Origin of the sequence: Breoghania sp., assembly GCF_963674635.1 — a bacterium.
Classification (GTDB): domain Bacteria; phylum Pseudomonadota; class Alphaproteobacteria; order Rhizobiales; family Stappiaceae; genus Breoghania.
Genome location: NZ_OY771475.1, coordinates 3,006,594 through 3,031,816 on the forward strand (window position 1 = coordinate 3,006,594; position 25,223 = coordinate 3,031,816).

Sequence of the window (25,223 nt, forward strand, 5' to 3'; positions counted from 1 at the left end):
GGCCAACCGAGCATGGAGCCACACCGTGGAGCCCATCCTTCGAGACACCCACCAAGGCGGGCTCCTCAGGATGAAGTTCCCGTGTCGATGGCTCCCCGGGATGCCCACCGCAAGCACACCGTTCTCCTGAGGAGCGGTCGCAAGACCACGTCTCGAAGGATCGGCGGCTTTCCGCGAAGCCGCCGGCGCCCCCCCCCTGGATAAAGCGCTGTGCGCATGAAAAAGGGGCGCCCTGCATATGGCCGGACGCCCCTTTTCATTTTCAGCTTCAGTTTCAGTTCCAGCTTCAGTTTCAACGTCGCATATCCGGCTGCAGCGCAAAAACGCTGGGCCGGACAACGGCCCGAAGGCGTTGCCCCCGCCCCCTCAGTTCAGCGGAACAGTGAGCTTCAGCTCGCCGGTCATGGCGTTGTAGTCCTCAGCACCGATGCCGTCATAGCTGCCATTGGCTTCCAGACGCACACCAGAGGGCATGCGCACATTAACGCCGAGTTCGGCCTTGGCGCGCATTTCCACGCCCGCTGCCGAGGTCGTCGCGGTGGAGCCATAGGTGTCGCGCTTGAAGTTCCAGATGCCGGTGAGCTTGGCGCGCGGCGCCACGAAGAAGCCGTTCGGCGTCTGATAGGTGTAGGAGACTTCCGGTCCGAAATCGAACTGGCCGACGCCGACGGTCTGCTCGGGGATATAGACACTCAGACTGTCGGTATAGCCTTCCTGCGTTTCCTGCATATAGGCGACATTGGCGGAGGGACGGACGTTCCAGGCCCCGAAGCTCCAGTCACCGATCAGCCCGGCACGCACCAGCCAACGGGTGGTGGTGAAGTCGTCGGTATAGGTGTTGAACGGGCTGATTTCGTTCGCCGACGTGCCCCAGGCAGCGCGGGTGTCGAAATACAGGTTGTCGGTCAGGCGCAGCGTCGCATAGGGACCGGCCATCCAGCCGACACCATTGGCGCTCGCCCCCAGCTCGGTGAAATCCTGATCGAGATAATCGAGCTGGAACAGTGCGCCGACGAGAACGCGATCCGTCACCAGATAGTCGGCACCGGCATGGAAGATCGCGAAAACGCCGTCGCTGTCTGTGCCGCCGCTATTGTCCTCAAACCATGTGAAGGAGCCGCGGAACCAGACATCCCACAGGGTCTGCTCGGGCGGCAGGCCGGAGGGGTTGTTGGCGAAAACGCCGGAGGTGGCGATCATGGCGCGCTTGGCGGCATCCTCGGCCGCGTAAGCCGCCCGGATCTGCGAGACGGAGCTTTCGAAGGCCATGGCGACACCACCGCCCGCGCTTTGTGCCGCCGTCACATCGAAAGGCGTGCCCGTGCCGCTGGCCCCGCCACCGAAGCGGTTCTTCAGACGGTCGATCCGGCGGTTCTGGCCGGGCTCATTGGACAGGATCATGTCCACGCGCTTGTGCAGGAAGCGGTTGATCACTTCCGTCGTGCGCCCGCGGGAATTGGCCGTGGAAAAGACGCAAGAGATGGTCTCGCTCGCCTCCACCTGAAGACTGACCGTGCCCGATCCGACATTCACCGACGTGTTCGTCGTGCCGCCGGTCTCGGTGCACGAGATGCTCGCCAGCCCGAAGCCATCCGGCATGCCGCTGGTGGGCAGGGTCAGGGTGTGGGACCCGACAATCACCGCAACGGCTGCCGCTGTGCCCGCCCCGTTGGTGGTGGTGATCGACAGTCCATTGAGGTTTGAATCGGAGGAAGTGAAGGCGAAGGTGCCATCCCCGCCGGCGGTGTTCACCGAAACGGTGACCGAGCCTTGATTCTGGACTGTCAGATTGACGTTGCGCACCTCGGTCGGAGGTCCGGAGGCACTGACATTGGTGAAAGTGACCGTGCCGCTATAAGGCGTCGCACTCGCCGTGAACCCGTTCGCCACGCTGGTGATGGAAACCGTCACCGTTGCCGTCGAACCGGCAGCGATGGTGCCCGAGGTCGCGGACAGGCCGATGAAGGTCTGGCTTGCGGCAACCGTGTAGCTGAGCGGGAAGGCGCCGGTGTTCGTCACGACATAGTCCATCGTGCCGGTGAAAGGCCCGCCGACCGCACCGCTGGTGTTGAAGTCGCCGCTCGTCACGGTGAACTGCGGCTGGTTGCCGACGGTCAGCGTATCGGACGCGGTGCCGACATTGGTCGAAACACCGTTGACCGCGGCGGTCATCGTGCCGGTGGTCATCGTGTATGACGCCGCAGTCGTGGCGAGCGGCACACTGACTTCCGCCACGACCGCGCAAGTGGCACCCGGTGTCAACGTGGCGTTGTTCAGCCGGATCGTGCCGGCTGTGGGCGCGGAGATTGATCCGGAACAACTGTTGCTTTGGAGCGTATAGGTCGCGCCGGAAATGACCGCTGCGAGGTTGTGCTCGAAGGTGATCCCGGTAACCGAGGCGCTCGCATCCGGATTGGTGATCGCGTAACGCGCGGTCACGATGCCGCCAGCGGGAATGGGATCATCGGTGAACTGCAGGGTGAAGTTCACGTTTTCCGCCGGGTTGCTGACCTGGAACGTATCGGTCACGGCGGGGGCGATCACCGCGCTGGTCTCGAAGAGGTCGCTGCTCGTGCTGCTGTAGGTCTGCGGCGGCGCGTTGGCGGGCACCGCGAGAGTGACCGTGAACTGGCAGGTGGCGGCCGGGGCGAGCGCGCCGCCGGTCAGCTGGAGCACGGAGGTGCCGCTCAGGGCCGATCCCGTGCCGCACGGATCGCTGGGCAGGGTACCGGTCGTGGCGAGGCCTGCAAGGGCAGCGTCGTAGTCATCGGTGAAGCGGATATCGCTCAGCGCACCGCCGCCGGAAGGACTCAGAATGGTGTAGGTCACCTGAAAGGTGCCGCCGGGGGCGACCGGATCGCCGGAAAAGCTCTTTTGCAGGGTCACTGTGGTCGGCGTGACGGTCAGCGTGTCACTGGCGGCGGGGACGGAGCCGGACGCAGCACCGATGGTCACGGCAACGTTGCTGGTGGTGTTGGTCTGGATACCCGGATTCGCGCCGCCCGGGATCGCGACCGCGACGGAAAACGTACAGGACTGGCCCGCGGGCAGATTGGAGACGGTTGCGGAGAGGTTGGTCGTGCCCGACACCGACCATGTTCCGCCTCCGGCGCAGCTTCCCGAATCCGCTGTCGCAGTGGCGGCGAAGCCCAGCTGGCTCAAATCATCGGTGAAGCTCGCGCTGTCTATGGCGACCGTATTGACGGTGTTGTCGAGCACGAACTGAAGCGTAACCGTGCCGCCCGACTCCACCGGATCATCGGTGAAGCTCGTGGAGAAGGCGATGTTGTCGAAGGGGGACGCCACGGTGAGCGTGTCGCTCATGACCGAATTCGAGGTCTGCCCGACACCGCCGACGGTGGACGTGATAAAGGACGAATTGCTGTTGTAGGTGCCGGCCCCCGCGCTTGCCGGGACCGTGAAGGCTATGGAAAAGGTGCAGGATTGCGCCGCGAGGATGTTGCCACCGGTCAGGATCAGATTGCCCGTTGTGCCGCCCGACAGGGATAGCGCGGATCCCGTGCCGCACGGATCGCTGGGCAGGGAGCCGGACAGGGCGAGCCCGGGGCTGGGCAATCCCAGAGAATTCATGTTCGCGGAAAAGGCGATCCCGGTTGCGTCATTGGACGGGTTGGGATTGGTCAGCGTGTATTGCAGCGTCACATCCGCGCCGGGGAAGACCGGATCGTCGGTAAAGCTCTGAACACCGGTCACCGCGATGGCGCTGCTGACGACGAGATTGTCGGACGCGGCCGAGCCGGGTACCGACACGACACCCGCCCCGGAATCTCCGCTGACGTCGGATGTGGTGTTGGGATAGGTGCCATCCGTGGCGCCACCGGGCACTTGAACGTCGATCTGGAACGTACATTCCGCATCGGCGGCAAGAACACCGCCCGACAGGCTGATCACGCTCGTGCCCGTGAGGGTTGAACCCGTGCCACAAACGTTGCTCACAGGCAGTCCGGTGGCCACGGCGCCACTCAGCATCGCGTCAAGATCGTCGGAGAAGGAAAGGCTCGTCAGCCCGTTCGCCTCGTCGTTATTGGTGAGCGTGAACTCCAGCGTCACCGTGGCGCCGGGCAGGACGGGGTCGTCGAGGAAGGTCTTGACCAGCGAAACGTCCAGCGCCGGGGGGGAAATCGTCAAGGTATCGGACGCAGGTGCGCCTGTTCCGCTGTCACTGGTCACCTGGCTGGAGGTCGAGAGGTAGTCGCCGGAAGCGGTGTTTTCCGGTATCGCCAACGTCAAGGTGAGGGTACAGGAGCCGGATGCCGGGATATTCCCGCCCGAGAGGATAAGAGTGTCAACACCGGAGATTGACTGCATATAGAGCAACGATCCCGCGCCGCACAGATCCGTTCCGGTCCCTGCCGAAACGCTCGCATTCGCCATGTCGCCGAGACTGTCGGTAAATCCGATGTTCGCCAGTGCCGTTGTGGAGCTCGGGTTGGCGATTTCGTATTGGAGCGTGACCGTGCCGCCCCCCGAAACAGGATCATCGGTGAACGACTTGGTCATGACCGGCGTGGTTGTGATGACCGAAACGGAGGCGGAGGCCGGGTCCCCTGTTACACCAGAGCCTGCGACAGTGCCGGATAGGCTGCTCGTCGTGCTGGTGACGGTCCCATCCGGCGCCCCGGCGGGTACGGCGACGGTCACTGTGAATTCGCAAAAGCTGCGTGCGCCCAGATTGCCGCCGGACAAGGAGAGCGTGGAGCTTCCGGTGAGCTGAGACCCCGGTCCGCAGACATCCGAGGCGGGCAGCGATGTCGCGGCCAGACCGCTGAGGGCGGCGTCGAAATCATCGGTGAAGGCAATCCCCGTCGCGGCGGATGATCCGTCGGTGTTGTTGATCCGGTAGGTGACTTCGAGCTCGGCGCCCGGGGCGACGCTCGCGCGGTTGAACTGCTTGACCATGGTCAGCGCGCCCGTGGGAGCGGGAACGCTCAGGACGGCGGCGGCCGAGCCGGAGGAGCCCTGAGAAGAGGTCAGGGTCGCGGAATTGTAGAAGCTGCCGGCATTTGTTGCCTTTACAGTCACCTCAACGGTACAGGAGCCGGCACCGGCGAAGAAACTACCCGCCAGGCTTACGGATGAGCCGCCCTCCGCCGCGGTCGGGCCAGACCCGCCGCAGGTCGTCGTGACGCCTGAAGGTGTAGCGACCTCTAGCCCGTTTGGCAGGGTGTTGGATAAGGAAATGCCTGTGACAACGTCGGCGGTGGGATTCGTGATCGTATAAATCAGGCGCGACGTCCCGCCGACAGTGGTGGTGGCTGGAGAAAACGCCATTGCGAGCTGGAGGCGCACGGCATCCACGGTCAAGGTCGCGGCGGCTGTGCCCGATGCGCCAGCCGATGTGGTCAGATTACCGGATGTATTGTTGTAGCTACCGGGGGTTCCCGCCTGGACCACAACCGAAACCGTGCAAGACGATGAAGCCGCAACACTCGCGCCTCCGCCGGAGCCATCCCCCTCGAAGGTGAAACTGTCGGGGCCGGTGACGTTGATCGTCGCGTTGGTACAGGTGGTGCTTTCCTGCGGGTCGGCCGCCAGCGTCAGCCCCGCTGGCAGCGTGTTCGAAAAGGTCATTGCGGTGACGGGCGTACCGCTGCCGTTCGTGATCGTGAAGATCAGCGTCGATTGGCCGTTTTCCGCAACGGCCGAAGGCGAGAATGATGCCGAAAAGGTCGGCTGCGCGGTCGCCGTATGTGCGGTTGCAACCATAGCTCCCATCACCAAGACAAGAGCAGCAAGGATGCGTTTGGCCCCGATCATTCACAGTCCTTCCGGTACAGGTCACAAAGCGGGCGTCAACACGTTCCGGCGGTCGGTGAGCCGCCGCCCAAGGGTTGGCGAAAATTGCCAGAGTGAAGTGCCGTCGCCTTGACGCGTGCAGTCATGCGCATCACACACTCAGCTACCGATCGCCAATACCAATCGAGACTCACGGGCGTGCGCACGGATTACCGCAATGTCCCGTAGGGTGAGCCACAGCGTCAAGCGAGCTGCTGACCGCGCCGCGACTATTCCGAGTAGAGTTGCGCTTCTGCCACATTTTCGTCGGGTTTTGACTGAAATTCGGGCCAAATATTCCGGCTATTGTATTTTAAATACTTATATTACACGACTAGTAAAACATGCAGGCCAAGAAGTTCCCCCGCCCGAACAAGTTGGCGACTGCCGCCACCCCAGAACAACCGCGCCCCTTTCGACCATCAGGCGCCGGACAGGCAGGGCCTCCTCCTTCAGGCCGCACGGGGCGGCGGAGATTGTGTGGGGCTCTTCGAGGGCGCAGACAAAAAGAGCCCTGTCGGCGGACCGACAGGGCTCCTGATTTCCAGCGTCGCGGCACCGGTCGACCGGTGCCGTCCGTCTGCCGCGGCTACAGGGCCGCGAGCGCATCCTGCAGATTTTTCAGATCGTTCAGCCTGTCGGCTGCGGCCTGGCGCTTTACCGGATCCGTCGCGTCCGCGTAATCCTCTTCGGCGTCGCGGATCTTGCTGGCGACGTCCTCAGCGCTGATATCCGCGATCGGGGTCGCAGCTTCCGCCAGCACCGTGAGGCCCTTGGCGTTGACGTCGGCAAAGCCGCCGACGACATAGAGCTTGCTGACATTGCCGTCCGCGTGCTTCACGATGATGAAGCCCGGGCGGATCGTCGACATGAATGGCGCATGATCCTTCAGGACACCGAAGTCGCCTTCGCTGCCCGGCACGATCACCTCATTCACCGGTTCTGAAATAAGCAGGCGTTCCGGCGAGACGAGCTCGAACTGAAACGGTTCCGCCATTGGCTGCCTCGTTCGTTCCTGAAATTCCGCCGGAGCGTGAAGCCGCTCCGGCGCTCAAATCGGTGCCGATCAGATGATCAGGCAGCCTCGGCGGCCAGCTTCTGCGCCTTTTCCATCGCTTCCTCGATGGAGCCGACCATATAGAAGGCGGCCTCGGGAAGGTGGTCGTAGTCACCGGCGCAAAGGCCCTTGAAGCCCTTGATGGTGTCTTCGAGCGCGACGAGCTTGCCCGGCGAACCGGTGAAGACCTCGGCCACGAAGAAGGGCTGCGACAGGAAGCGCTCGATCTTGCGGGCGCGGGCAACCGTCAGCTTGTCGTCTTCCGACAGTTCGTCCATGCCCAGGATCGCGATGATGTCCTGCAGCGCCTTGTAGCGCTGGAGGATCTCCTGCACCTGACGGGCGACCGCGTAGTGGTCGTCGCCGATGATGCGCGGGTCGAGCATGCGCGAGGTGGAGTCCAGCGGGTCCACGGCCGGGTAGATGCCCTTTTCGGCGATGGCGCGGTTGAGAACCGTCGTCGCGTCCAAGTGGGCGAAGGTGGAGGCCGGAGCCGGGTCGGTCAAGTCATCGGCGGGCACGTAGACGGCCTGCACGGAGGTGATCGACCCCTTGTTGGTGGTGGTGATGCGTTCCTGCATCGCGCCCATGTCGGTGGCCAGCGTCGGCTGATAGCCCACCGCCGAAGGGATACGACCCAGAAGCGCCGACACTTCGGAACCGGCCTGGGTGAAGCGGAAGATGTTGTCCACGAAGAACAACACGTCCTGCCCCTGATCGCGGAAGTGTTCGGCCACCGTCAGACCCGACAGGGCAACGCGGGCGCGCGCTCCCGGGGGCTCGTTCATCTGGCCGTAGACGAGAGCGGCCTTGGAGCCTTCCCCGCCGCCTTCCTTGTTCACGCCGGACTCGATCATTTCCCAGTAAAGGTCGTTGCCTTCACGGGTCCGCTCGCCAACACCGGCGAACACCGAATAACCGCCGTGCGCCTTGGCGACGTTGTTGATCAGTTCCATGATCAGAACGGTCTTGCCCACGCCGGCGCCGCCGAACAGGCCGATCTTGCCGCCCTTGGCGTAAGGCGCCAGCAGGTCCACGACCTTGATGCCGGTGACCAGGATCTCGGCTTCGGTGGACTGTTCCACGTATTCCGGAGCCGGCTGGTGAATACCGCGCTTGGTATCGGCCTTGATTTCGCCTGCCTCGTCCACCGGCTCGCCGATGACGTTCATGATGCGGCCAAGCGTTCCGTCGCCAACCGGGATCGCGATCGACCCGCCGGTGTCGGTGACTTCCTGGCCACGCACCAGGCCCTCGGTGGAGTCCATGGCGATCGTGCGCACGGTGTTCTCACCAAGATGCTGGGCAACTTCGAGCACCAGTCGCACGCCCTGGTTATCCGTTTCCAGGGCGTTCAGGATTTCCGGCAGCTGGTCGTCGAATCGGACATCGACGACGGCGCCGATGACCTGGGTGACTTTTCCGACCTTTTTGTCAGCCATCACGAGTTCCTCGTCTCAAATCCGGTCAGAGCGCTTCCGCGCCCGCAATGATTTCAATCAGCTCGGTGGTGATCTGGGCCTGACGCTGGCGGTTGTACTTGAGCGTCAGCTTGTCGATCATTTCACCGGCATTGCGCGTCGCATTGTCCATGGCGGACATGCGCGCGCCTTGTTCGGAGGCAGCGTTTTCCAGCAGAGCCCGGAAGACCTGCACGGAAACGTTGCGCGGAAGAAGCGCCTCAAGAAGCTCCGCTTCACCCGGTTCGTACTCGTAGAGCTCGGCGCTCACACCGCCCTGATCCGCTTCGCTCTCTTCCGGCACGGAGACCGGAATGATCTGCTGGGCGGTCGGGATCTGTGCGATCACCGACTGGAACTCGGCATAGAACAGGGTGCAGACGTCGATCTCGCCATCTTCGAACATCTTCATCAGACGTTCGCCGATTTCGGCCGCGTGGTTGAACCCGATATTCTTGACGTCGCGCAACTCGATCGTGTCGATCACCAGTTCCCCGTAGTCGCGACGCAGGATGTCAAATCCCTTCTTGCCGACGCAGAGGATCTTGACCTTCTTGCCCTTGGCCTGAAGGCGCAGCACGTGCTCCTTGGCGAGCTTCACAATCGAGTTGTTGAAGCCGCCGCAAAGTCCGCGGTCCGCCGTGGCGACCACCAGGAGATGAACGTCGTCCTTGCCCGAGCCGGTCATCAGCTTCGGCGCATCCTGACTGCCGCTGAATGCGGCGGCCAGATTGGCAAGCACGGCGTCCATGCGCTCTGCATAGGGCCGCGCGGCTTCCGCCGCCTCCTGGGCACGACGCAGCTTCGCCGCGGCCACCATCTGCATGGCCTTGGTGATCTTCTGCGTCGCCTTGACGGAGGCGATACGGTTTCTGAGGTCCTTGAGTGACGCCATAGGCGTTCCTGCTCCCGGTCCGTGCGGTTACTATGCTGCGAAGTTCTTCGCGAAGTGGTCGATGGCTGCCTTCAGCTTGGCGGTCAGCTCGTCGTTCAGCGCCTTCTTCTCCCAGATTTCATCCAGGAGCGCCTTCTGATCGGCGCGCAGGTACGTGAGAAGCCCCTGCTCGAATGCACCAACCTGGCTGACGTCGATCTTGTCGAGATAGCCGTTCACACCCGCGTAGATCACCGCGACCTGCTCTTCGGTCTTGAGCGGCGAGAACTGCGGCTGCTTCAGCAGCTCGGTCAGACGTGCACCGCGGTTCAGCAGGCGCTGGGTCGTGGCGTCGAGGTCGGAACCGAACTGCGCAAAGGCCGCCATTTCGCGGTACTGCGCAAGCTCGCCCTTGATCGGGCCGGCAACCTGTTTCATCGCCTTGATCTGAGCCGCAGAGCCCACGCGCGAAACCGACAGACCAACGTTCACCGCCGGGCGGATACCCTGGAAGAACAGATCCGTCTCAAGGAAGATCTGGCCGTCGGTGATCGAGATCACGTTCGTCGGGATGTAGGCCGACACGTCGTTGGCCTGCGTCTCGATGATCGGAAGCGCGGTCAGCGAACCCGAACCGTGATCCTCGTTGAGCTTGGCGGAGCGCTCCAGAAGACGGGAGTGCAGGTAAAAGACGTCGCCCGGGAAAGCTTCACGTCCCGGCGGACGACGGAGCAGCAGGGACATCTGGCGATAGGCCACGGCCTGCTTGGAAAGATCGTCGTATCCGATCACGGCATGCATGCCGTTGTCGCGGAAGAACTCGCCCATGGCGCAGCCGGCAAACGGAGCCAGGTACTGCATCGGGGCGGGATCGGACGCGGTGGCCGCGATGACGATCGAATATTCCAGGGCACCCTGGTCTTCCAGCACCTTCACGAACTGCGCGACGGTGGAGCGCTTCTGGCCGACCGCAACATAGATGCAGTACAGCTTGGTCTGCTCGTCATCGGACTGGTTCAGAGGCTTCTGGTTGAGGAAGGTATCCAGAAGGATGGCGGTCTTGCCGGTCTGACGGTCACCGATGATCAGCTCACGCTGGCCACGGCCGACCGGGATGAGCGCATCGACGGCCTTCAGGCCCGTCGACATCGGCTCATGCACCGACTTGCGCGGCAGAATGCCCGGCGCCTTGACGTCGACGCGGCGGCGCTCGGTCGCCTCGATCGGGCCCTTGCCGTCGATCGGGTTGCCGAGACCATCGACGACGCGGCCGAGAAGGCCCTTGCCGACCGGCACGTCCACGATGGCGCCGGTCCGCTTGACCGTGTCGCCTTCCTTGATCGAGCGGTCATCGCCGAAAATAACGACACCCACATTGTCCGTCTCAAGGTTCAGTGCCATTCCCCGGATACCACCCGGGAATTCGACCATCTCGCCGGCCTGCACGTTGTCCAGACCGTAGACTCGGGCAATGCCGTCACCGACGGACAGCACCTGGCCGACCTCGGAGACTTCGGCTTCCTGACCGAAATTCTTGATCTGGTCCTTGAGGATGGCGGAGATTTCCGCGGCCCGAATATCCATCAGCCGACCTCTTTCATCGCGATTTTGAGAGAATTCAAGCGGGTCCGCAGGGACGTATCGATCATCCGGCTACCGACCTTGACGATAAGTCCGCCGATCAGCGCAGGATCGACGGTTGCATTGATCTTGACGTCCTTGCCCATGGCCTTCTTCAAAGCGGCCTTGAGGGCATCGACGCTGGCATCGCCAAGCTCGGCGGCGGAGACGACATCGGCCGTCACCTCGCCCCGCGCGGCGGCTGCAAGCTCATGAAAGCCGCGAAGCATGTCCGGGAGGGCGAAGAGGCGACGATTATGCGCCACCAGCTTGACGAAATTGGCGGTCAGCCCCCCAATCTTCGCCTTCTCCAGAACCGCGCCCATGGCGCGGATTTGCTCCTCGGCGGAAAATGCGGGGCTCTTCACCAACCGCATCAGGTCTTCGCTGTCGCTTAGAAGCGTTTCCAGGGCAACAATCTCGGCTTCCGTCGCCTCCACCGCCTTCTGATCCTTGGCCAGATCAAAAAGGGCAGATGCGTACCGCCTTGCAACACCTGAGACGTGTGATTGGTTGTCTGTCACCGTGTCCGTGCTCTGCTGACGCGCGTCAAGTGCTTATCCAAGCCAAATCCCCTTGGATAAGAACCTGATTTTAATGGGTTAATTTTGACAGTGCCGATCCAGATGAAACCGACAACGTCAAAGTCGGGCTTCACCTAGCATAGTGATGCCGGGTGCGCAACATTACGAGTGGGTTGCAAAGGCCGGTTCCGGGCGGATTCACGACCAAAGACGTATAAATGTGTCCGCGCGCCGCGCGGATCCTGACGGATCGCAGCACGCGTTACAGAAAGCTCTGAGGATCGACGTCAACCTGGACGCGCAAGGAACCCGTGGCACGCGGCGCGGCGCTCAGCCACGCGCGCAGCCAGGATTGCAGGTCGAAGCCGCGCGGTGCGCGCACCAGAATCCGCTGACGGTGGCGTCCGCGCACCAGCGCCAGAGGCGCGTCCGCCGGCCCGAGCACATTCACCATCGGTGCGGATTGCAGCGGCGCGGCGCGCACGAGCGCGCGGGCATAGCCTTCCGCATCGCTCCTGTGCGGCGAGGAGACAATGATCGCGGCAAGCCTGCCAAAGGGCGGAAGTCCGGCGTTTCTGCGCGCTTCGATTTCCTCGCGATAGAACCGGTCCTGCCCGCCCGACAGCAACGCCTGGAGCACCGGGTTCTCCGGCGCATATGTCTGCAGGAAGCCGCGACCGCCCCCACCGATACGGCCCGCGCGGCCCGTGACCTGAGCCAGAAGCTGGAAGGTTTTCTCGGCTGCGCGCGGATCGCCATTGGCAAGCCCGAGATCCGCATCGACCACACCGACGAGCCGCATCAACGGGAAGTTGTGCCCCTTGGCGACAAGCTGGGTGCCAACAACGATGTCGACCTCGCCGTCTTCCACCAGCTTCAGTTCGCGGCGCATGGTCTCGGCGGAGGAAAAACTGTCGGAAGACAGGATCAGCCTGCGCGCTTCGGGAAAAATCTCGCCGATTTCCTCCGCGATACGCTCGACACCGGGCCCGCAGGCGACCAGCGAATCGGCCGTGCCACAGGAAGGGCACGCCTCGGGCTTTCTCTCCTGATGTCCGCAATGATGGCAGACGAGGCGGCCACGGAAACGGTGCTCCACCAGCCAGGCGGAACAGTCCGGGCACTGGAACCTGTGGCCGCAATGGCGACACAGCGTGAGCGGCGCATAGCCGCGGCGGTTGAGAAACAGCAGGCTTTGCGCCTTGTCGACCAGCGCATCGCGAATGGCGGAAACGAGCTTGGGAGCCAGCCATTTTCCGCGTTCCGGTCCCTCATTGCGCATGTCGATGGCGGTGAGAACCGGCATTTCCGCGCCCGTCGCGCGTTCCTCCAGCACAACCCGGCGATAGCGTCCGGCTTCCGCATTGACCCGGCTTTCCACCGAGGGGGTGGCTGAGGACAGAAGAACGGGGAAGCCCGCGATATTGCCGCGCACCACGGACATGTCGCGCGCCGAATAGGGGACGCGGTCGTCCTGCTTGAAGGCCGAATCATGTTCCTCGTCGACCACGATCAGGCCAAGATCGCGAAAGGGAAGGAAGAGTGCGGAACGTGCGCCGACCACCACACGGGCCTCGCCGGACGCCACATCGCGCCATGTGCGGGCCCGCATGCGCGGGGTGAGTTCGGAATGCCATTCCACCGGACGTCCGCCAAAGCGGGCCTCGAAGCGGTCGAGAAACTGGTTGGTGAGCGCGATTTCCGGCAGCAAGACCAGCGCCTGGTGCCCGCGCCGCAACACCTCCGCCACCGCCTCGAAATAGACTTCCGTCTTGCCGGAGCCGGTCACGCCGTCAATGAGGGTGACCGAATACCCGCCTTCCGCCGCCTTGCGCAATTCACGCGCGGCCTCGGCCTGCGCGGCGGTGAAATCGGGGCCGGGGCGCTCCACGTCGAGACGCGGGCGCGGCGGGCGCGGCAGATCGACGACAGCCAGCGTGCCCGCCTCCACCAGGCCATCGATCACGCCGGTGCTGACCCCCGCTTCCTCCGCCAGTGACGGCTTGGTCCAGCCCAGCGGCACGCGCTCCAGCGCCGCCAGAACCTTTTGCCGCGCAGGCGTCATGCGGGCGGGCGGCGCGCCCGTGCGCGCCACGCCACGCACCGGCGCTTCCGGCTCCAACGCATCGCGCACCCTCAACACCATGCGCAGAACCATGCCGGGGGCGGCGAGCGTCCAGTTCGCGACCCAGTCGACGAAGCGGCGCATGTCATCCGATATCGGCGGCACATCGAAGGTGCGGTGAATGTTGCGCAGGCGCTTGGGATCGATTTCGGTATCCGGCTCGCCGTCCCACACCGCGCCGATGAGCTTGCGCGGCCCGACCGGCACTTCCACCACCGTGCCCGGACGCACGTCCATGCCGTCGGGTACGCGGTAGGACCAGGGGCCCTCCACGGCGACGGGAACAAGGACGGGAACGATACGGTCTGGTTCGAAAAGCACTGTTTTCAACGGTCCGGGCTCTGGGAATGGCCGATTCGGGATGCGCATTGCATCCGACTACGTTAAATGAAGCGCGAATGACCGCCAGGTGGGCCGCCAAGGACCGCCAACAGGATCCGGTCCATATCCCGTTAGCCTAACAGGAGCCCGCGCACCCATGAAATTCTTTGTCGACACAGCCGATGTTGCTGAAATCCGCGAACTTGCCGAGATCGGCCTGCTTGACGGCGTGACCACCAACCCCTCCCTTATCATGAAGGCCGGTCGCCCCTTCAAGGAAGTGATCGCGGAAATCTGTGAAATGGTGGACGGCCCGGTCTCCGCCGAGGTGACGGCCACCGAAGCCGACAAGATGATCGAGGAAGGCCGCCTGCTGGCCAAGATTGCCGACAATGTCGCGATCAAGCTGCCGCTGACGCTCGACGGCCTGAAGGCCTGCCGGGTGCTGACCGGCGAAGGCCACATGGTCAATGTCACGCTGTGCTTCTCCGCCAATCAGGCTCTGCTGGCCGCCAAGGCCGGGGCAACCTTCGTCTCGCCCTTCATCGGCCGTCTCGACGACCTGGGCGTCGACGGCATGGAACTGATCCGCGAGATCCGCGCCATCTACGACAATTACGAAAATCTCGACACCGAGATTCTCGCCGCCTCCATCCGCAGCGCCGATCACGTGAAGCAGGCTGCCCTCATTGGCGCCGATGTCGCCACCATCCCGCCTGCCGTTCTCAAGGGACTGGCCAAGCACATGCTGACTGACAAGGGGCTTGAGCAGTTCCTCGCCGACTGGGCGAAGACCGGCGACACCATTCTCTAGCCACCCAGTCTCCAGGCATCCGGTTTTCGGCAAGATGCAGCGCGCTGACACATCGGCGCTCTTGCTGCCATGGATCGTGAAACAGGCCGGTCGGTCCTCAAGGGCCGGCCGGCCTTTTCTTTTGGGGCCCATTAGTACCCGCAAGGGTCGCTATACTGCCCGCACGGTTCGCCATAGTTTTCCATGCTGAATGCACCGGCATTGTCCATCGCCAGCAGTGCCTTGTTCAAACGGGAGACGTAATCGGCAAAACGACGACGCTCTTCCGGCTCCCAGTCACCAAGCATGATGGTGAGCCGTTCAAGCCGCAGGCGGCGCATGAGGGCGCATTGGGCGACACCGAGGTCCGTCGCCTCGAAAAGCGCGCTGCGGCCGTCATCGGGGTTCACACGCCGCCTGACAAAGCCGCATTTCTCCACGGCCGAAATCTGGCGGGTGACGGTGGAATGGTCGAGCACCAGTTCCATCGCAAGCTCGCCGCTGGTGCGCGGGCCTTCCAGAAGCCGCAACATGAGCAGGTAGTGGGCCCGCTGCATGGGATAGCCGCGGCGGCGGTAGACGACATCAAGCATGCGCACCAGAAAGGCAATCTCCGGCTCGATCCTGACAATCGCTTCACAATAGCCCGCCTCGCGAGAGCTGCGGCCAGGTTCGGGCTCGGGGACGATCTGGTCAGTCATATTTCATACCCTTTTTGCCGAACCAGTTACGTCGCCGCGGCGAACCGTGAGGTGATCTCTGTCAAAATGAAGAGCGCAACTAACGCATTTCCGCCGACAGACGGTCCGTCCTGAACCGATGCGTCCCCATGCAAGCCTGTCCGTCCGACCACTTGCCACAAGGGTGTCGATGAAAGCCTAGATACTGGACCCGACGAATACTATGCGACACCCTGTCGATCTCGCCGGTTTGCCCCCGCTGACATGACCATCTGTATAAAAGCCAATGGTTGCCGCAAGATCCCCGAAAAGTCGCCTCGACCAACACGGCAAGATCCTCTTCCGATCCCTCCGGAAATATTGCGAGATCGGGTGTCTTGCGTGTTCACCGCTTGCACAGCCGCCCCGGCTTTGCGAGCCTTCCTGCAGATGTGAGTCGTCCTGACCTCGCCGCTTTCCAGAGCTTTCGCCCATGAGCCAGACCGATGCCCCTCTTGTGATCGCCGAACCGGCGCTGATGCGGCTGGTGACGGACTGGCTCGATCATCTGGGCGGGGAGCGGCGGCTCGCCGACAAGACGCTGACCGCCTATGAACGCGATGTCAGCCAGTTTCTCTCTTTCCTGACGCTGCATCTGGGCGGTGCGCCAGGGCCGGAGGCCATCAGCGCATTGAGCCCGGCCGATATCCGCGCCTTCTTTGCACGCAGGCGGCGTGAGGGCGCGGGCACACGCACCCTGGCGCGCGGACTTGCGGGCCTGCGTTCCTTTCTGGGCTATCTGGAACGGAAAGGGCTTGCCAATGCCGCGGCCGTGAGGGCGGTGCGCGCGCCGCGCCAACCGCGCACCCTGCCCAAGCCACTGACCACAGTGGATGCGGCCCGCGTGGTTGATGCGGAAGAGTCCGTTTCGCAGGAGCCCTGGATCGCGGCCCGCGACGCCGCCGTCCTCACGTTGCTTTATGGGTGTGGACTTCGCATTTCGGAGGCGTTGGGCCTGACACGGGGCGAGGCGCCGACGGCTGAGACCCGCGCCATGCGCATCATGGGCAAGGGCGGCAAGGAACGGGTCGTGCCGGTTCTGCCGGTCGTCGGCGAAGCCATCGCGGACTATCTGGCGCTGTGTCCCTTTGTCATCGACGAAGAGATGGCACTGTTTCGCGGTGCGCGCGGGGGGCCGTTGAAGGCACGCATCATCCAGCTCGCCATGCAGCGCCTGCGCGGCGCGCTCGGCTTGCCGGATACCGCGACACCGCATGCGCTGCGCCATTCCTTCGCCACGCATCTGCTGGCGGGGGGCGGAGACCTTAGAACGATCCAGGAACTCTTGGGCCATGCCAGCCTGTCGACGACACAGGTCTATACCGGTGTCGACATGGAGCGACTGCTCACGACCTATCGCAAGGCGCACCCGCGCGCTTGAGGCTAAAAATGGCGCGCCAAGCCGGAACAGGAGGCACGGAACCGCATCGGGACAGCCAGAATGGCGCTCATTCCCAATCGTAACGTTTGCGTAAACCTCGACAGTTTATCCTAATGTGAATCGTTGCCATCCTGGCGACGCGCCACGAAGGAGGACACCATGAAAGGGACTCCGGTAACGCGGTCGGTTCATGTGCTCATGGCCTGCGTGATGGCAGGCATCGGCATGTTGGCTGTCAGCCAGAGCCTGTTGCCGGTCGCGGCACGGGCGGAAACCATCGCGTGTTTCATCGAAGCCACCGGCAACTGGGTCAATCGCAAGGCGCGCCCCGGCGATGTCAGTCGGGTGGAGATCCAGTCGCATTGCGAAGACGGCCAGCTTCTCCACCGTGTCCGGGTCAAGACGAAATGCTCCCCGCGCGACTGCACGTGGGGCTGGACGAGAGGCCGTGTGGAAGGGAGCCGCTTCGTTGCTTACTTCTCCACCTTTTCCGCCCATCGGGTCGTCGAGATGCAGGTGGCTGGCGACAACGCCATCATCTATGTCAGCAACGATTATCACAACGCCCGCAGGCAGGACGAGAATGCCAGCTTCCGTCTGAGACGCGAGGACTGAGCGGCCCGCAAAGCCAAATCGGCCAGACTTTCCAAGCGATCTGGCTCTTCTGAAAGATCCGGCCCGGCGATCACTTTTCGCCGGGTGTGCCGTCGAATTTCTTTTCCAGACTGTCCCAGCACTCGATGTAATTGTCCTGAAGTGGCGCTTCGTTGGCGGCGAAAGCCGTGAGGTGCTGGGGAAAGCGCGTCTCGAACATGAAGCTCATTGTGTGGTCGAGCTTCATCGGCTTCAGGTCCCCGTTGGACGCGCCTTCGAAGGCGTCGCGGTCCGGCCCGTGCGGCAGCATCATGTTGTGGAGCGACATGCCGCCCGGCACGAAGCCGTGCGGCTTGGCGTCATAGACGCCGTAGATGTTGCCCATCAGCTCGCTCATGATGTTCTTGTGATACCAGGGCGGGCGGAAGGAATGTTCGGCCACCATCCAGCGTTCCCTGAACAGCACGAAATCGATATTGGCCGTGCCCGGCACGCCGGATGGGGCGGTCAGCACCGTGAAGATGGAGGGGTCGGGGTGATCGAAGAGGATCGCGCCGACGGGCGAGTAGGTCGTGAGATCGTATTTGCAGGGCGCGTAGTTGCCATGCCAGGCGACCACATCGAGCGGCGAGTGCGGGATCTCGGTTTCATGAAAGGCCCCGCACCATTTCACCACCACGCGCGACGGCACCTCGCGGTCCTCGAACGCGGCGACAGGCGTCTTGAAGTCACGCGGGTTGGCCATGCAGTTGGCCCCGATGGGGCCACGGCCCGGCAGATCGAATTTCTGGCCGTAATTCTCGCAGACGAACCCGCGCGCGGGGCCTTCCAGCACCTCCACCCGGTAGACCAGCCCGCGCGGCAGGATGGCGATTTCCTGCGGGGCGAGATCGATCACGCCGAGTTCGGTGGCAAAGCGCAGGCGGCCCTGCTGGGGCACGACGAGCAGTTCTGAATCGGCGGAAAAGAAATACTCGTCCTCCATGGAGCGGGTGACGAGATAGATGTGGGCGGCCATGCCGACCTGCGTGTTGACGTCACCGGCCGTCGTCATGGTGCGCATGCCGGTGATCCAGGTGGTGGCCTCATCGGTGATCGGCACCGGATCCCAGCGATACTGGCCCAGACTGATGATGTCCGGATCGACATTGGGCGCGCTTTTCCAGTAGGGCACGTCGCGCTTCATGAACCGCCCCGTATGCTTCACGGACGGACGGATGCGATAGCACCATGTGCGCTCGTTCTGCCCGCGCGGCGCGGTGAAGGCGGTGCCGGAAAGCTGTTCGGCATATAGCCCGTAATTGCATTTCTGCGGGCTGTTCTGGCCCTGCGGCAGGGCGCCGGGCAGAGCCTCGGTCTCGAAATCATTGCCGAAGCCCGGCATGTAGGACGCCTTGGTCGTCGCGCCTTGCTGCGCCTTGGCCGTGGCTGCCGTCAAAAGCTCGTTCATGACCTTTCCCCTCGGGCTCGTTCCATCCGCATTCATACGATCGGCGTGCTTGGCAACACCTGCAATTTCCGTTACGTGATGATGTATTGGTTGTAAATGTAACTAACAAGACGGGACCCTCCATGCAGCCACGCACGGCGCGTCGCGCATCCCTTCGCGAACTCGACGAGGATCGCGCGGACGAGGCGACGGATTTCGATCTGAAGGATTTTCTGCCCTACCTGCTCAATCAGGCCGCGGAACAGGCGGGGCTTTCCTTCCAGCGCATTTACAAGGCGCGGTATGGAATGCTGCGCACGGAATGGCGGGTTCTGTTCCATCTGGGCCGCTATGGGCCGATGACGGCCAAGGCCATCGGCATGCGCACCCGCATGCACAAGACCAAGATCTCCCGCGCGGTCTCCGCCCTTGAGGCGCGGCGCTTTCTCACCCGCACGCAGCTTGAAAACGACCGCCGTCTGGAACGGCTGGAGCTGTCGGCCGCCGGACGGCGCGCCTATGCCGATCTGTCTGCCCATGCGCAGGCCCATGATGCGGACCTGATGGGGCAGTTCACGACGCAGGAGCAGGCCGTGCTGCGCCGCTGCCTGGGCCGGCTTGCAGGGTTTTGAGAACCAGGCTCAGCCCTTGAGCGCCCGGTAGAGCGCACCATAGCGACCATAGGCATCCTCGTAGGCGGCGCGCAGATTGGCGACCGGCTCCACGACCCGCTCAACCTTTGGCGGACGGCAGATCTCGACAGGGTCCGCGCCCGTTGCCGCCAGAAGTCCCAGACGGGCCGCCCCGAGCGCAGCCCCCGTCTCCCCCTGCCCCGGGACCTCCACCGGCAGGCCGAGGGCCGTGGCGATGGCCTCAAGCCACAGGTGCGCGCGCGAACCGCCGCCAACGGCCATGACGGAAGAAAGCGCGGTTCCCGCCGCCCCCAGCGCCTCCTGACAATCGCGCAGCGCGAAGGCCACGCCGTCAATGACCGCGCGCGTCAGGCTGGCCCGATCCGTCTCATGGGAAAGCCCGATAAAGGCGGCGCGGATATCGGCGTCGTTGTGCGGCGTGCGCTCTCCGGAAAGATAGGGCAGGAAGGTCACCGGGCCGGGAGGCTCCAGGGAATCGCCCAGTTCCTCCATGAGGGCCGCGGGTGTGCTCTCGGCGATGGTGGCGTACCAGGTCAGCGCGGAGGCCGCAGACAGGATCACCCCCATCTGATGCCAGCGATCCGGCAAGGCGTGACAGAAGGTGTGAACCGCGCTTTCCGGGTTCGGAAGATAGCTCTCATTCGCCGCAAAGAGCACACCGGAGGTGCCGAGCGAAACGAAGGCCGCGCCTGCGGAGATCGTGCCCGTTCCGATGGCGGAGGCCGCGTTGTCGCCGCCACCGCCCGCCACCACGACAGGTCCCGTCATGCCCCAGCGCGCGGCCAGCTCGGCGCGTAGCTCGCCCGAGACCGCGTTCCCCTCCACCAGGGCCGGCATCTGGTCGAGCCGCATATGGCACGCGTCCAGCAGATCGGGCGACCAGCCCCGCGCGCCCACATCAAACCAGCTCGTTCCCGAGGCATCCGACATGTCAGACACATGCTCGCCCGTCAGCCAGAGACGGAGATAGTCCTTGGGCAGCAGAACTTTCACGGTGTGGTCGAAAATCTCGCGCTCGCTGGCCCGCACCCACAGGAGCTTCGGCGCGGTGAAACCGGGAAAGACGATATTGCCGGATATCTCTCGAAAGCGCGGATCGGCATCAAGCCTTGCCGCTTCCGCATGCGCGCGGGTGTCATTCCACAGGATCGCCGGGCGCAACGGCTCGTCAGCCTCGTCGATCAGCGTCGCGCCGTGCATCTGGCCGGAAAGACCGATGCCCTTCACCGTGGCGAGGTCTCGTGCATGATCCTGTTTCAGGGCATCGAGCGCGGCATAGGCCGCAACCACCCAGTCGGCAGGATCCTGTTCCGACCAGCCGGGATGCGGCCTTGAAAGGGTGAGCGGCGCCGTGGCTGTGCCCACCACCTCGCCCGCGCCATCGATCAGCAGCGCCTTGACGCCGGAGGTGCCGAGATCGATGCCGAGATACATGGGCCGTGTTCCTGTCTTGAGCCAAACGCGCCTGAACCTAGAGCGTGCCCGCCAGATAGCGTGTCAGGACAGCTTCCGTGCCGTCGGCCCAAAGCGCCTTCAGCGCATGGGCGAAGCGGGCACGGAAAGCCTCGCTTCTCGCCACCTCGCCATAGACCGCGTCCTGCTCCAGCCAGACGCCGGGCTCGTCCTGCGCCTTCAGCGCAATCGGCACGAGCCGGTCCCAGTTCGGGTCGTTGGGCTCGATCACCTTGCCGCTTTCCGTGGTGCCTGCGCAATAGCGGCACCAAAGCGCTGATTCCAGCGCAAGACCGGTCACGTCCGCGCCCGCTTTCAGCCGATCGGCAATCGTCGTGACGATGAATTTCGGCTGCCGGTTGGACCCGTCGAGACAGAGACGCCGCACCGTGTCGCCGATCTTGGGGTTGGCGAAGCGGCGCTTGATCTCGCCGAAATACCAGTTGAGATCCGTCTCGGGCACGGGCGGGACCACGGGGATGATCTCCTCGCGCTCGATCTTGTCCAGAAAGGCGGCGATCAGCGGATGCGCCATCGCCTCGTGGACGAAATGGATATCGAGCAGACCCGCCGGATAGGCGATGACGGCATGGCCACCATTGAGGATGCGGATCTTCATGATTTCAAACGGCGTCACATCCCTCACGAACTGGACACCGACCGCCTCAAGTGCGGGACGGCCTGCGGGGAACGTGTCCTCCAGCACCCACTGACAGAAATCCTCGCAGAAGACCGGCCACGCATCCTCGATGCCGAAATCGCGTTTCAGGAGCGCGCGCTCGCGTTCACCCGTTGCCGGGGTGATGCGGTCGACCATGCCATTGGGAAAGGCGACGTTTTGCGCGATCCAGGCGCCGAATTCCGCATCCCACAGCCCCGCCACGCCGGAAACCGCCTCACGCGCCACAACGCCGTTATGGGGAATGTTGTCGCAGGACATGACCGTGAAGGGTTCCAGCCCCGCCGCCTTGCGCCGTTGCAGTCCGGCGGCGATGAGCCCGAAAACCGTGTTCGGCGCGCTCGGGCTCCTGCCATCCGCCGCAATCGCCGGATGGGCGGGATCGAAATGGCCGCGCGCATCGACGAAATAGCCGCCCTCGGTCACCGTCAGCGAGACGATGCGGATCGCCGGATCCGCCAGCCTTTCGATGATGGCCTTCGTGTCCGCGATCGGCAGCATGTCGATCATCGCGCCGGTGACATGGGCGTGGCTGACCTCGGCGGATTGATCCACCACGGTGGTCAGCCAGTCCTGCGAGGCGAGCGCCTCGCGCATGCCGATATCGCCCGCCATCACGCCCGCGCCGACAATCGCCCAATCGTGATCGCGGCCCGTCGAGAAGAGCGCATCGAGATAGACCGCCTGATGGGCGCGGTGGAAGTTTCCGACACCGAAATGCAGGATGCCTGCGCTGAGATCGCCGCGCGTGTAGCGCGGCACGGGGACCGTTTCGGATAGGGAGGGAAGCGTGGCGGCGGAAAGCCTGATGGTCATGATTGCGTGTCCTGATCGTGCGAGGTCGGCTTGCCTGAGGCATGTAGGCTGACGGACAAGGTCGAAGCGTCCCAAAACGCGAACCGTCACCCGTTCTCGCGCATGGCGAGGCCGTTCCCGTCGAAGCGGTGCAGTTTGGTCTCCTGCGGGCTCAGCCAGACGCGGGCCCCATGGCGCACCGGAAACTCGCCGTCCACGCGCGCCGTCAGCGTGCCCTGATCCACCGTCTGCACGTGAAGAAAGGTGTCGGAACCCAGATGCTCCGCAACGCTTACCCGCCCTTCCCACTGGCCGCTCTCCTGCGAGACGGTGAGGTGTTCGGGGCGGATGCCGATGGTGCTCGCCTTGTGGGCCGCGGCCGCCGGGCCTTCGATGAAATTCATGCGCGGCGACCCGATGAAGCCCGCGACGAAGAGATTGCGTGGCGCGGTGTAGAGGTCGAGCGGCGATCCCACCTGCTCCACCCGCCCCTGGTTCAGCACCACGATCTTGTCGGCCATGGTCATGGCTTCTACCTGGTCGTGGGTCACATAGATCATCGTGGTGGCGAGCGTGTTGTGCAGCTCGGAAATCTCCAGCCGCATGTTCACGCGCAGCGCCGCATCGAGATTGGAAAGCGGCTCGTCGAACAGAAAGGCCGCCGGTTCGCGCACGATGGCGCGCCCGATGGCGACTCGCTGGCGCTGGCCACCGGACAGCTGGCCCGGACGCCGGTCGAGATAGTCGGAGAGATTCAGGACCTTCGCCGCATTCATCACCTTCTCGTCGATCCGGTCCTTCGCCATGCCCGCCATCTTGAGCGGAAAGGCGATGTTCTTCCTGACCGACATGTGCGGATAGAGCGCATAGGACTGGAACACCATGGCGAGCCCGCGCGCGGCGGGCGGGGTTTCCGTCGCATCCTTGCCATCAATGCGGATTTCGCCCGAGGTCACGTCCTCAAGCCCCGCGATCAGGCGCAGCAAGGTGGATTTTCCGCAGCCTGACGGGCCGACAAAGACGACGAACTCGCCATCATCGATCTGCAGGTCCAGCGGCGGTATGACCTCCACATGGCCGAATGACTTGGTGACCCGGTCGAGAACGATCTTGCCCACTTGCCTCTCCCCCTATTTCACGGCGCCGAAAGTCAGCCCGCGCACCAGTTGCTTCTGGCTGAACCAGCCCATGATCAGAATGGGCGCAATCGCCATGGTCGAGGCGGCGGAGAGCTTGGCGTAGAACAGGCCCTCCGGGCTGGAATAGCTGGCGATGAAGGCCGTCAGCGGCGCCGCCTTGGCCGCTGTCAGGTTCAGTGTCCAGAACGCCTCGTTCCACGCCAGAATGATGTTGAGCAGCAGCGTGGAGGCGATGCCCGGCACCGCCATGGGTGTCAGGACATAGAGAATCTCGGCCTTGAGGCCCGCCCCGTCCATGCGCGCTGCTTCCAGGATTTCGCCGGGTATCTCGCGGAAATAGGTGAAGAGCATCCAGATGATGATCGGCAGGTTGATCAGCATCAGCACCACGATGAGGCCGGGGAGCGTGTCCAGCAGGCCCAGATTGCGAAAGATCAGGTAGATCGGGATCAGAACGCCGACCGGCGGCAGCATCTTGGTCGACAGCATCCACATCAGCACGTCCTTGGTGCGTTTGCCGGGAACGAATGCCATGGACCAGGCGGCGGGCACCGCGATCGCGAGGCCCAGAAGCGTGGAGCCCAGCGAGATCGCCACCGAATTGATGAAGTGGCGGAAGTAGTTCGAGCGCGCCTGCACTTCCGTGTAATTTTCGAGCGTCCAGTGAAACCCGATGAAGGAGGGCGGGGAGGCGATGGCCTCGGCTTCGGTCTTGAAGCTGGTCAGCACCGTCCACAGGATCGGGAAGAAGATCAGGAACCCCACCGCCCAAGCCAGCAGGGTCATGATCGCCTTGCGGCGTTTCGGGGTCGCGCGGGCCATGGTCAGATGTCCAGGTTCCGCCCGATCATCCGCATCAGGAAGATCGCGACGATGTTGGCGAGGATGACGGCCACGATGCCGCCTGCGGAGCCGCCGCCCACATCGAACTGCAAGAGCGACTGGGCGTAGACGAGATAGGTGATGTTGGTGGTCGCATAGCCCGGCCCGCCATTGGTGGTGACGAGGATCTCGGCAAAGACCGACAGCAGGAAGATCGTCTGGATCAGCACCACCACGGTAATGGCGCGCGCCAGATGCGGCAGGGTGATGTGGAAGAAGGTCGCAAAGGGCCCCGCGCCGTCCATCTCCGCGGCCTCAAGCTGTTCGCGATCAAGCGACTGGAGCGCCGTCAGCAGGATGAGGGTCGCAAAGGGCAGCCACTGCCAAGCCACCATGGCGATGATGGAGGCGAGCGGGGCCTGACCCAGAAAATCGAAGGGCTGAAGCCCCAGCCCCTTGGCGAGGTTGGCGAAGAGCCCGTTGACCGGGTTCATGAACATATTCTTCCACACCAGCGCGCTGACGGTCGGCATGACGAAGAAGGGCGCGATCACCAGAATGCGCACGATGCCCTGCCCCCACATGGGCTGATCGAGCAGGATCGCCAGAAGAACCCCACCCACGATGGTGATCGCCAGCACCCCGCCCACCAGCAGAAGCGTGTTGATGAGCGCGGCGAAGAAGGCGGGATCGCTCAGGAAGTAGGTGTAGTTGGCCAGCCCGATGAAATCATGGGCGCCCGGAATGAGCAGGTTGTAGTGCAGGAAGGAGAAATAGACCGTCATCGACAACGGCACGATCATCCAGCCCAGCAGCAGGAGAACGGCCGGAGAGATCATCAGCCGGGCGGCGGCGCGGGAATGGGTTGTCGCCATGGTCGGTTGCTCCATCGCTACAGAAACCTTGGGGCGCTCCAGAAATTTCGGGGCGCAACAGAACATTTCGGGGCGCAACAGGATCGTCGGGGGCGCGCAAGGGTGTCGCCGGGCT

General features: G+C 63.7%; 18 protein-coding genes. 4 read left to right on the plus strand and 14 right to left on the minus strand.

Features of this window, described 5'->3' with window-relative positions:
- Nucleotides 1-366 precede the first annotated feature (366 nt).
- The 7 genes from ABGM93_RS13120 to ABGM93_RS13150 all read right to left on the minus strand — a co-directional run bounded on the left by ABGM93_RS13120 (nt 367) and on the right by ABGM93_RS13150 (nt 13,825).
- Nucleotides 367-5,778 (minus strand): autotransporter outer membrane beta-barrel domain-containing protein, encoded by a 5,412-nt coding sequence (locus ABGM93_RS13120; protein ID WP_321500099.1) that lies wholly within the window; start codon nt 5,776-5,778, stop codon nt 367-369.
- A gap of 607 nt (nt 5,779-6,385) precedes the next feature.
- Nucleotides 6,386-6,793, minus strand: a complete 408-nt coding sequence (locus ABGM93_RS13125) for a F0F1 ATP synthase subunit epsilon (RefSeq protein ID WP_321500101.1) — start codon at nt 6,791-6,793, stop codon at nt 6,386-6,388.
- Nucleotides 6,794-6,870: 77 nt separating this feature from the next.
- Nucleotides 6,871-8,295, minus strand: a complete 1,425-nt coding sequence (gene atpD, locus ABGM93_RS13130) for a F0F1 ATP synthase subunit beta (RefSeq protein ID WP_321500103.1) — start codon at nt 8,293-8,295, stop codon at nt 6,871-6,873.
- A 25-nt stretch (nt 8,296-8,320) separates the two neighbouring features.
- Nucleotides 8,321-9,208: a F0F1 ATP synthase subunit gamma gene (locus ABGM93_RS13135; RefSeq protein ID WP_321500105.1), complete on the minus strand. Its 888-nt coding sequence runs from the start codon at nt 9,206-9,208 to the stop codon at nt 8,321-8,323.
- 30 nt (nt 9,209-9,238) lie between these two features.
- The gene (gene atpA / locus ABGM93_RS13140; RefSeq protein ID WP_321500107.1) at nt 9,239-10,771 is read right to left on the minus strand and encodes a F0F1 ATP synthase subunit alpha; all 1,533 of its coding nucleotides are present in this window, start codon (nt 10,769-10,771) and stop codon (nt 9,239-9,241) included.
- Nucleotides 10,771-11,331 (minus strand): F0F1 ATP synthase subunit delta, encoded by a 561-nt coding sequence (locus ABGM93_RS13145; protein ID WP_321500109.1) that lies wholly within the window; start codon nt 11,329-11,331, stop codon nt 10,771-10,773. Before ABGM93_RS13145 ends, atpA begins: the two co-directional genes overlap by 1 nt.
- A 262-nt stretch (nt 11,332-11,593) precedes the next feature.
- Nucleotides 11,594-13,825 carry a primosomal protein N' gene (locus tag ABGM93_RS13150; RefSeq protein WP_321500111.1) on the minus strand — a complete coding sequence of 744 codons (2,232 nt, stop codon included), beginning with the start codon at nt 13,823-13,825 and terminating at the stop codon, nt 11,594-11,596.
- A 109-nt stretch (nt 13,826-13,934) separates the two neighbouring features.
- Here ABGM93_RS13150 and fsa point away from each other — a divergent pair, with 109 nt between their 5' ends.
- Nucleotides 13,935-14,591 carry a fructose-6-phosphate aldolase gene (gene fsa, locus ABGM93_RS13155; protein ID WP_319772350.1) on the plus strand — a complete coding sequence of 219 codons (657 nt, stop codon included), beginning with the start codon at nt 13,935-13,937 and terminating at the stop codon, nt 14,589-14,591.
- A gap of 131 nt (nt 14,592-14,722) precedes the next feature.
- Here fsa and ABGM93_RS13160 read toward each other — a convergent pair whose 3' ends face one another.
- Nucleotides 14,723-15,271 (minus strand): MarR family transcriptional regulator, encoded by a 549-nt coding sequence (locus tag ABGM93_RS13160; RefSeq protein ID WP_321500114.1) that lies wholly within the window; start codon nt 15,269-15,271, stop codon nt 14,723-14,725.
- Nucleotides 15,272-15,722: 451 nt separating this feature from the next.
- Between ABGM93_RS13160 and ABGM93_RS13165 the strand changes: the two genes are divergently transcribed.
- Nucleotides 15,723-16,670, plus strand: coding sequence for a tyrosine recombinase XerC (locus tag ABGM93_RS13165; protein ID WP_321334758.1), 948 nt, complete (start codon nt 15,723-15,725; stop codon nt 16,668-16,670).
- A gap of 159 nt (nt 16,671-16,829) precedes the next feature.
- Complete coding sequence (locus ABGM93_RS13170; protein ID WP_321500116.1) at nt 16,830-17,285, plus strand: hypothetical protein; 456 nt, start codon at nt 16,830-16,832, stop codon at nt 17,283-17,285.
- 70 nt (nt 17,286-17,355) lie between these two features.
- Here ABGM93_RS13170 and hmgA read toward each other — a convergent pair whose 3' ends face one another.
- Complete coding sequence (gene hmgA, locus ABGM93_RS13175) at nt 17,356-18,648, minus strand: homogentisate 1,2-dioxygenase (RefSeq protein ID WP_321505887.1); 1,293 nt, start codon at nt 18,646-18,648, stop codon at nt 17,356-17,358.
- 188 nt (nt 18,649-18,836) lie between these two features.
- Here hmgA and ABGM93_RS13180 point away from each other — a divergent pair, with 188 nt between their 5' ends.
- Nucleotides 18,837-19,325, plus strand: a complete 489-nt coding sequence (locus ABGM93_RS13180; RefSeq protein ID WP_321500118.1) for a MarR family transcriptional regulator — start codon at nt 18,837-18,839, stop codon at nt 19,323-19,325.
- Nucleotides 19,326-19,334: 9 nt separating this feature from the next.
- Here the strand turns inward: ABGM93_RS13180 and xylB are convergent, their stop codons facing one another.
- The 5 genes from xylB to ABGM93_RS13205 all read right to left on the minus strand — a co-directional run bounded on the left by xylB (nt 19,335) and on the right by ABGM93_RS13205 (nt 25,108).
- On the minus strand, nt 19,335-20,780 hold the full coding sequence (gene xylB, locus ABGM93_RS13185; RefSeq protein ID WP_321500120.1) for a xylulokinase: 1,446 nt from the start codon (nt 20,778-20,780) through the stop codon (nt 19,335-19,337).
- Between the two features lie 37 nt (nt 20,781-20,817).
- A complete protein-coding gene (locus tag ABGM93_RS13190; protein WP_321500122.1) occupies nt 20,818-22,293 on the minus strand; it encodes a mannitol dehydrogenase family protein in 1,476 nt (491 codons plus the stop codon).
- 86 nt (nt 22,294-22,379) lie between these two features.
- Entirely contained in the window at nt 22,380-23,390 is a 1,011-nt protein-coding gene (locus tag ABGM93_RS13195) for an ABC transporter ATP-binding protein (protein ID WP_321500124.1), read from the minus strand.
- 12 nt (nt 23,391-23,402) lie between these two features.
- Nucleotides 23,403-24,233 (minus strand): carbohydrate ABC transporter permease, encoded by an 831-nt coding sequence (locus ABGM93_RS13200; protein ID WP_319772342.1) that lies wholly within the window; start codon nt 24,231-24,233, stop codon nt 23,403-23,405.
- Nucleotides 24,234-24,235: 2 nt separating this feature from the next.
- Nucleotides 24,236-25,108 (minus strand): sugar ABC transporter permease, encoded by an 873-nt coding sequence (locus ABGM93_RS13205; RefSeq protein WP_321334746.1) that lies wholly within the window; start codon nt 25,106-25,108, stop codon nt 24,236-24,238.
- Nucleotides 25,109-25,223: the final 115 nt, after the last annotated feature.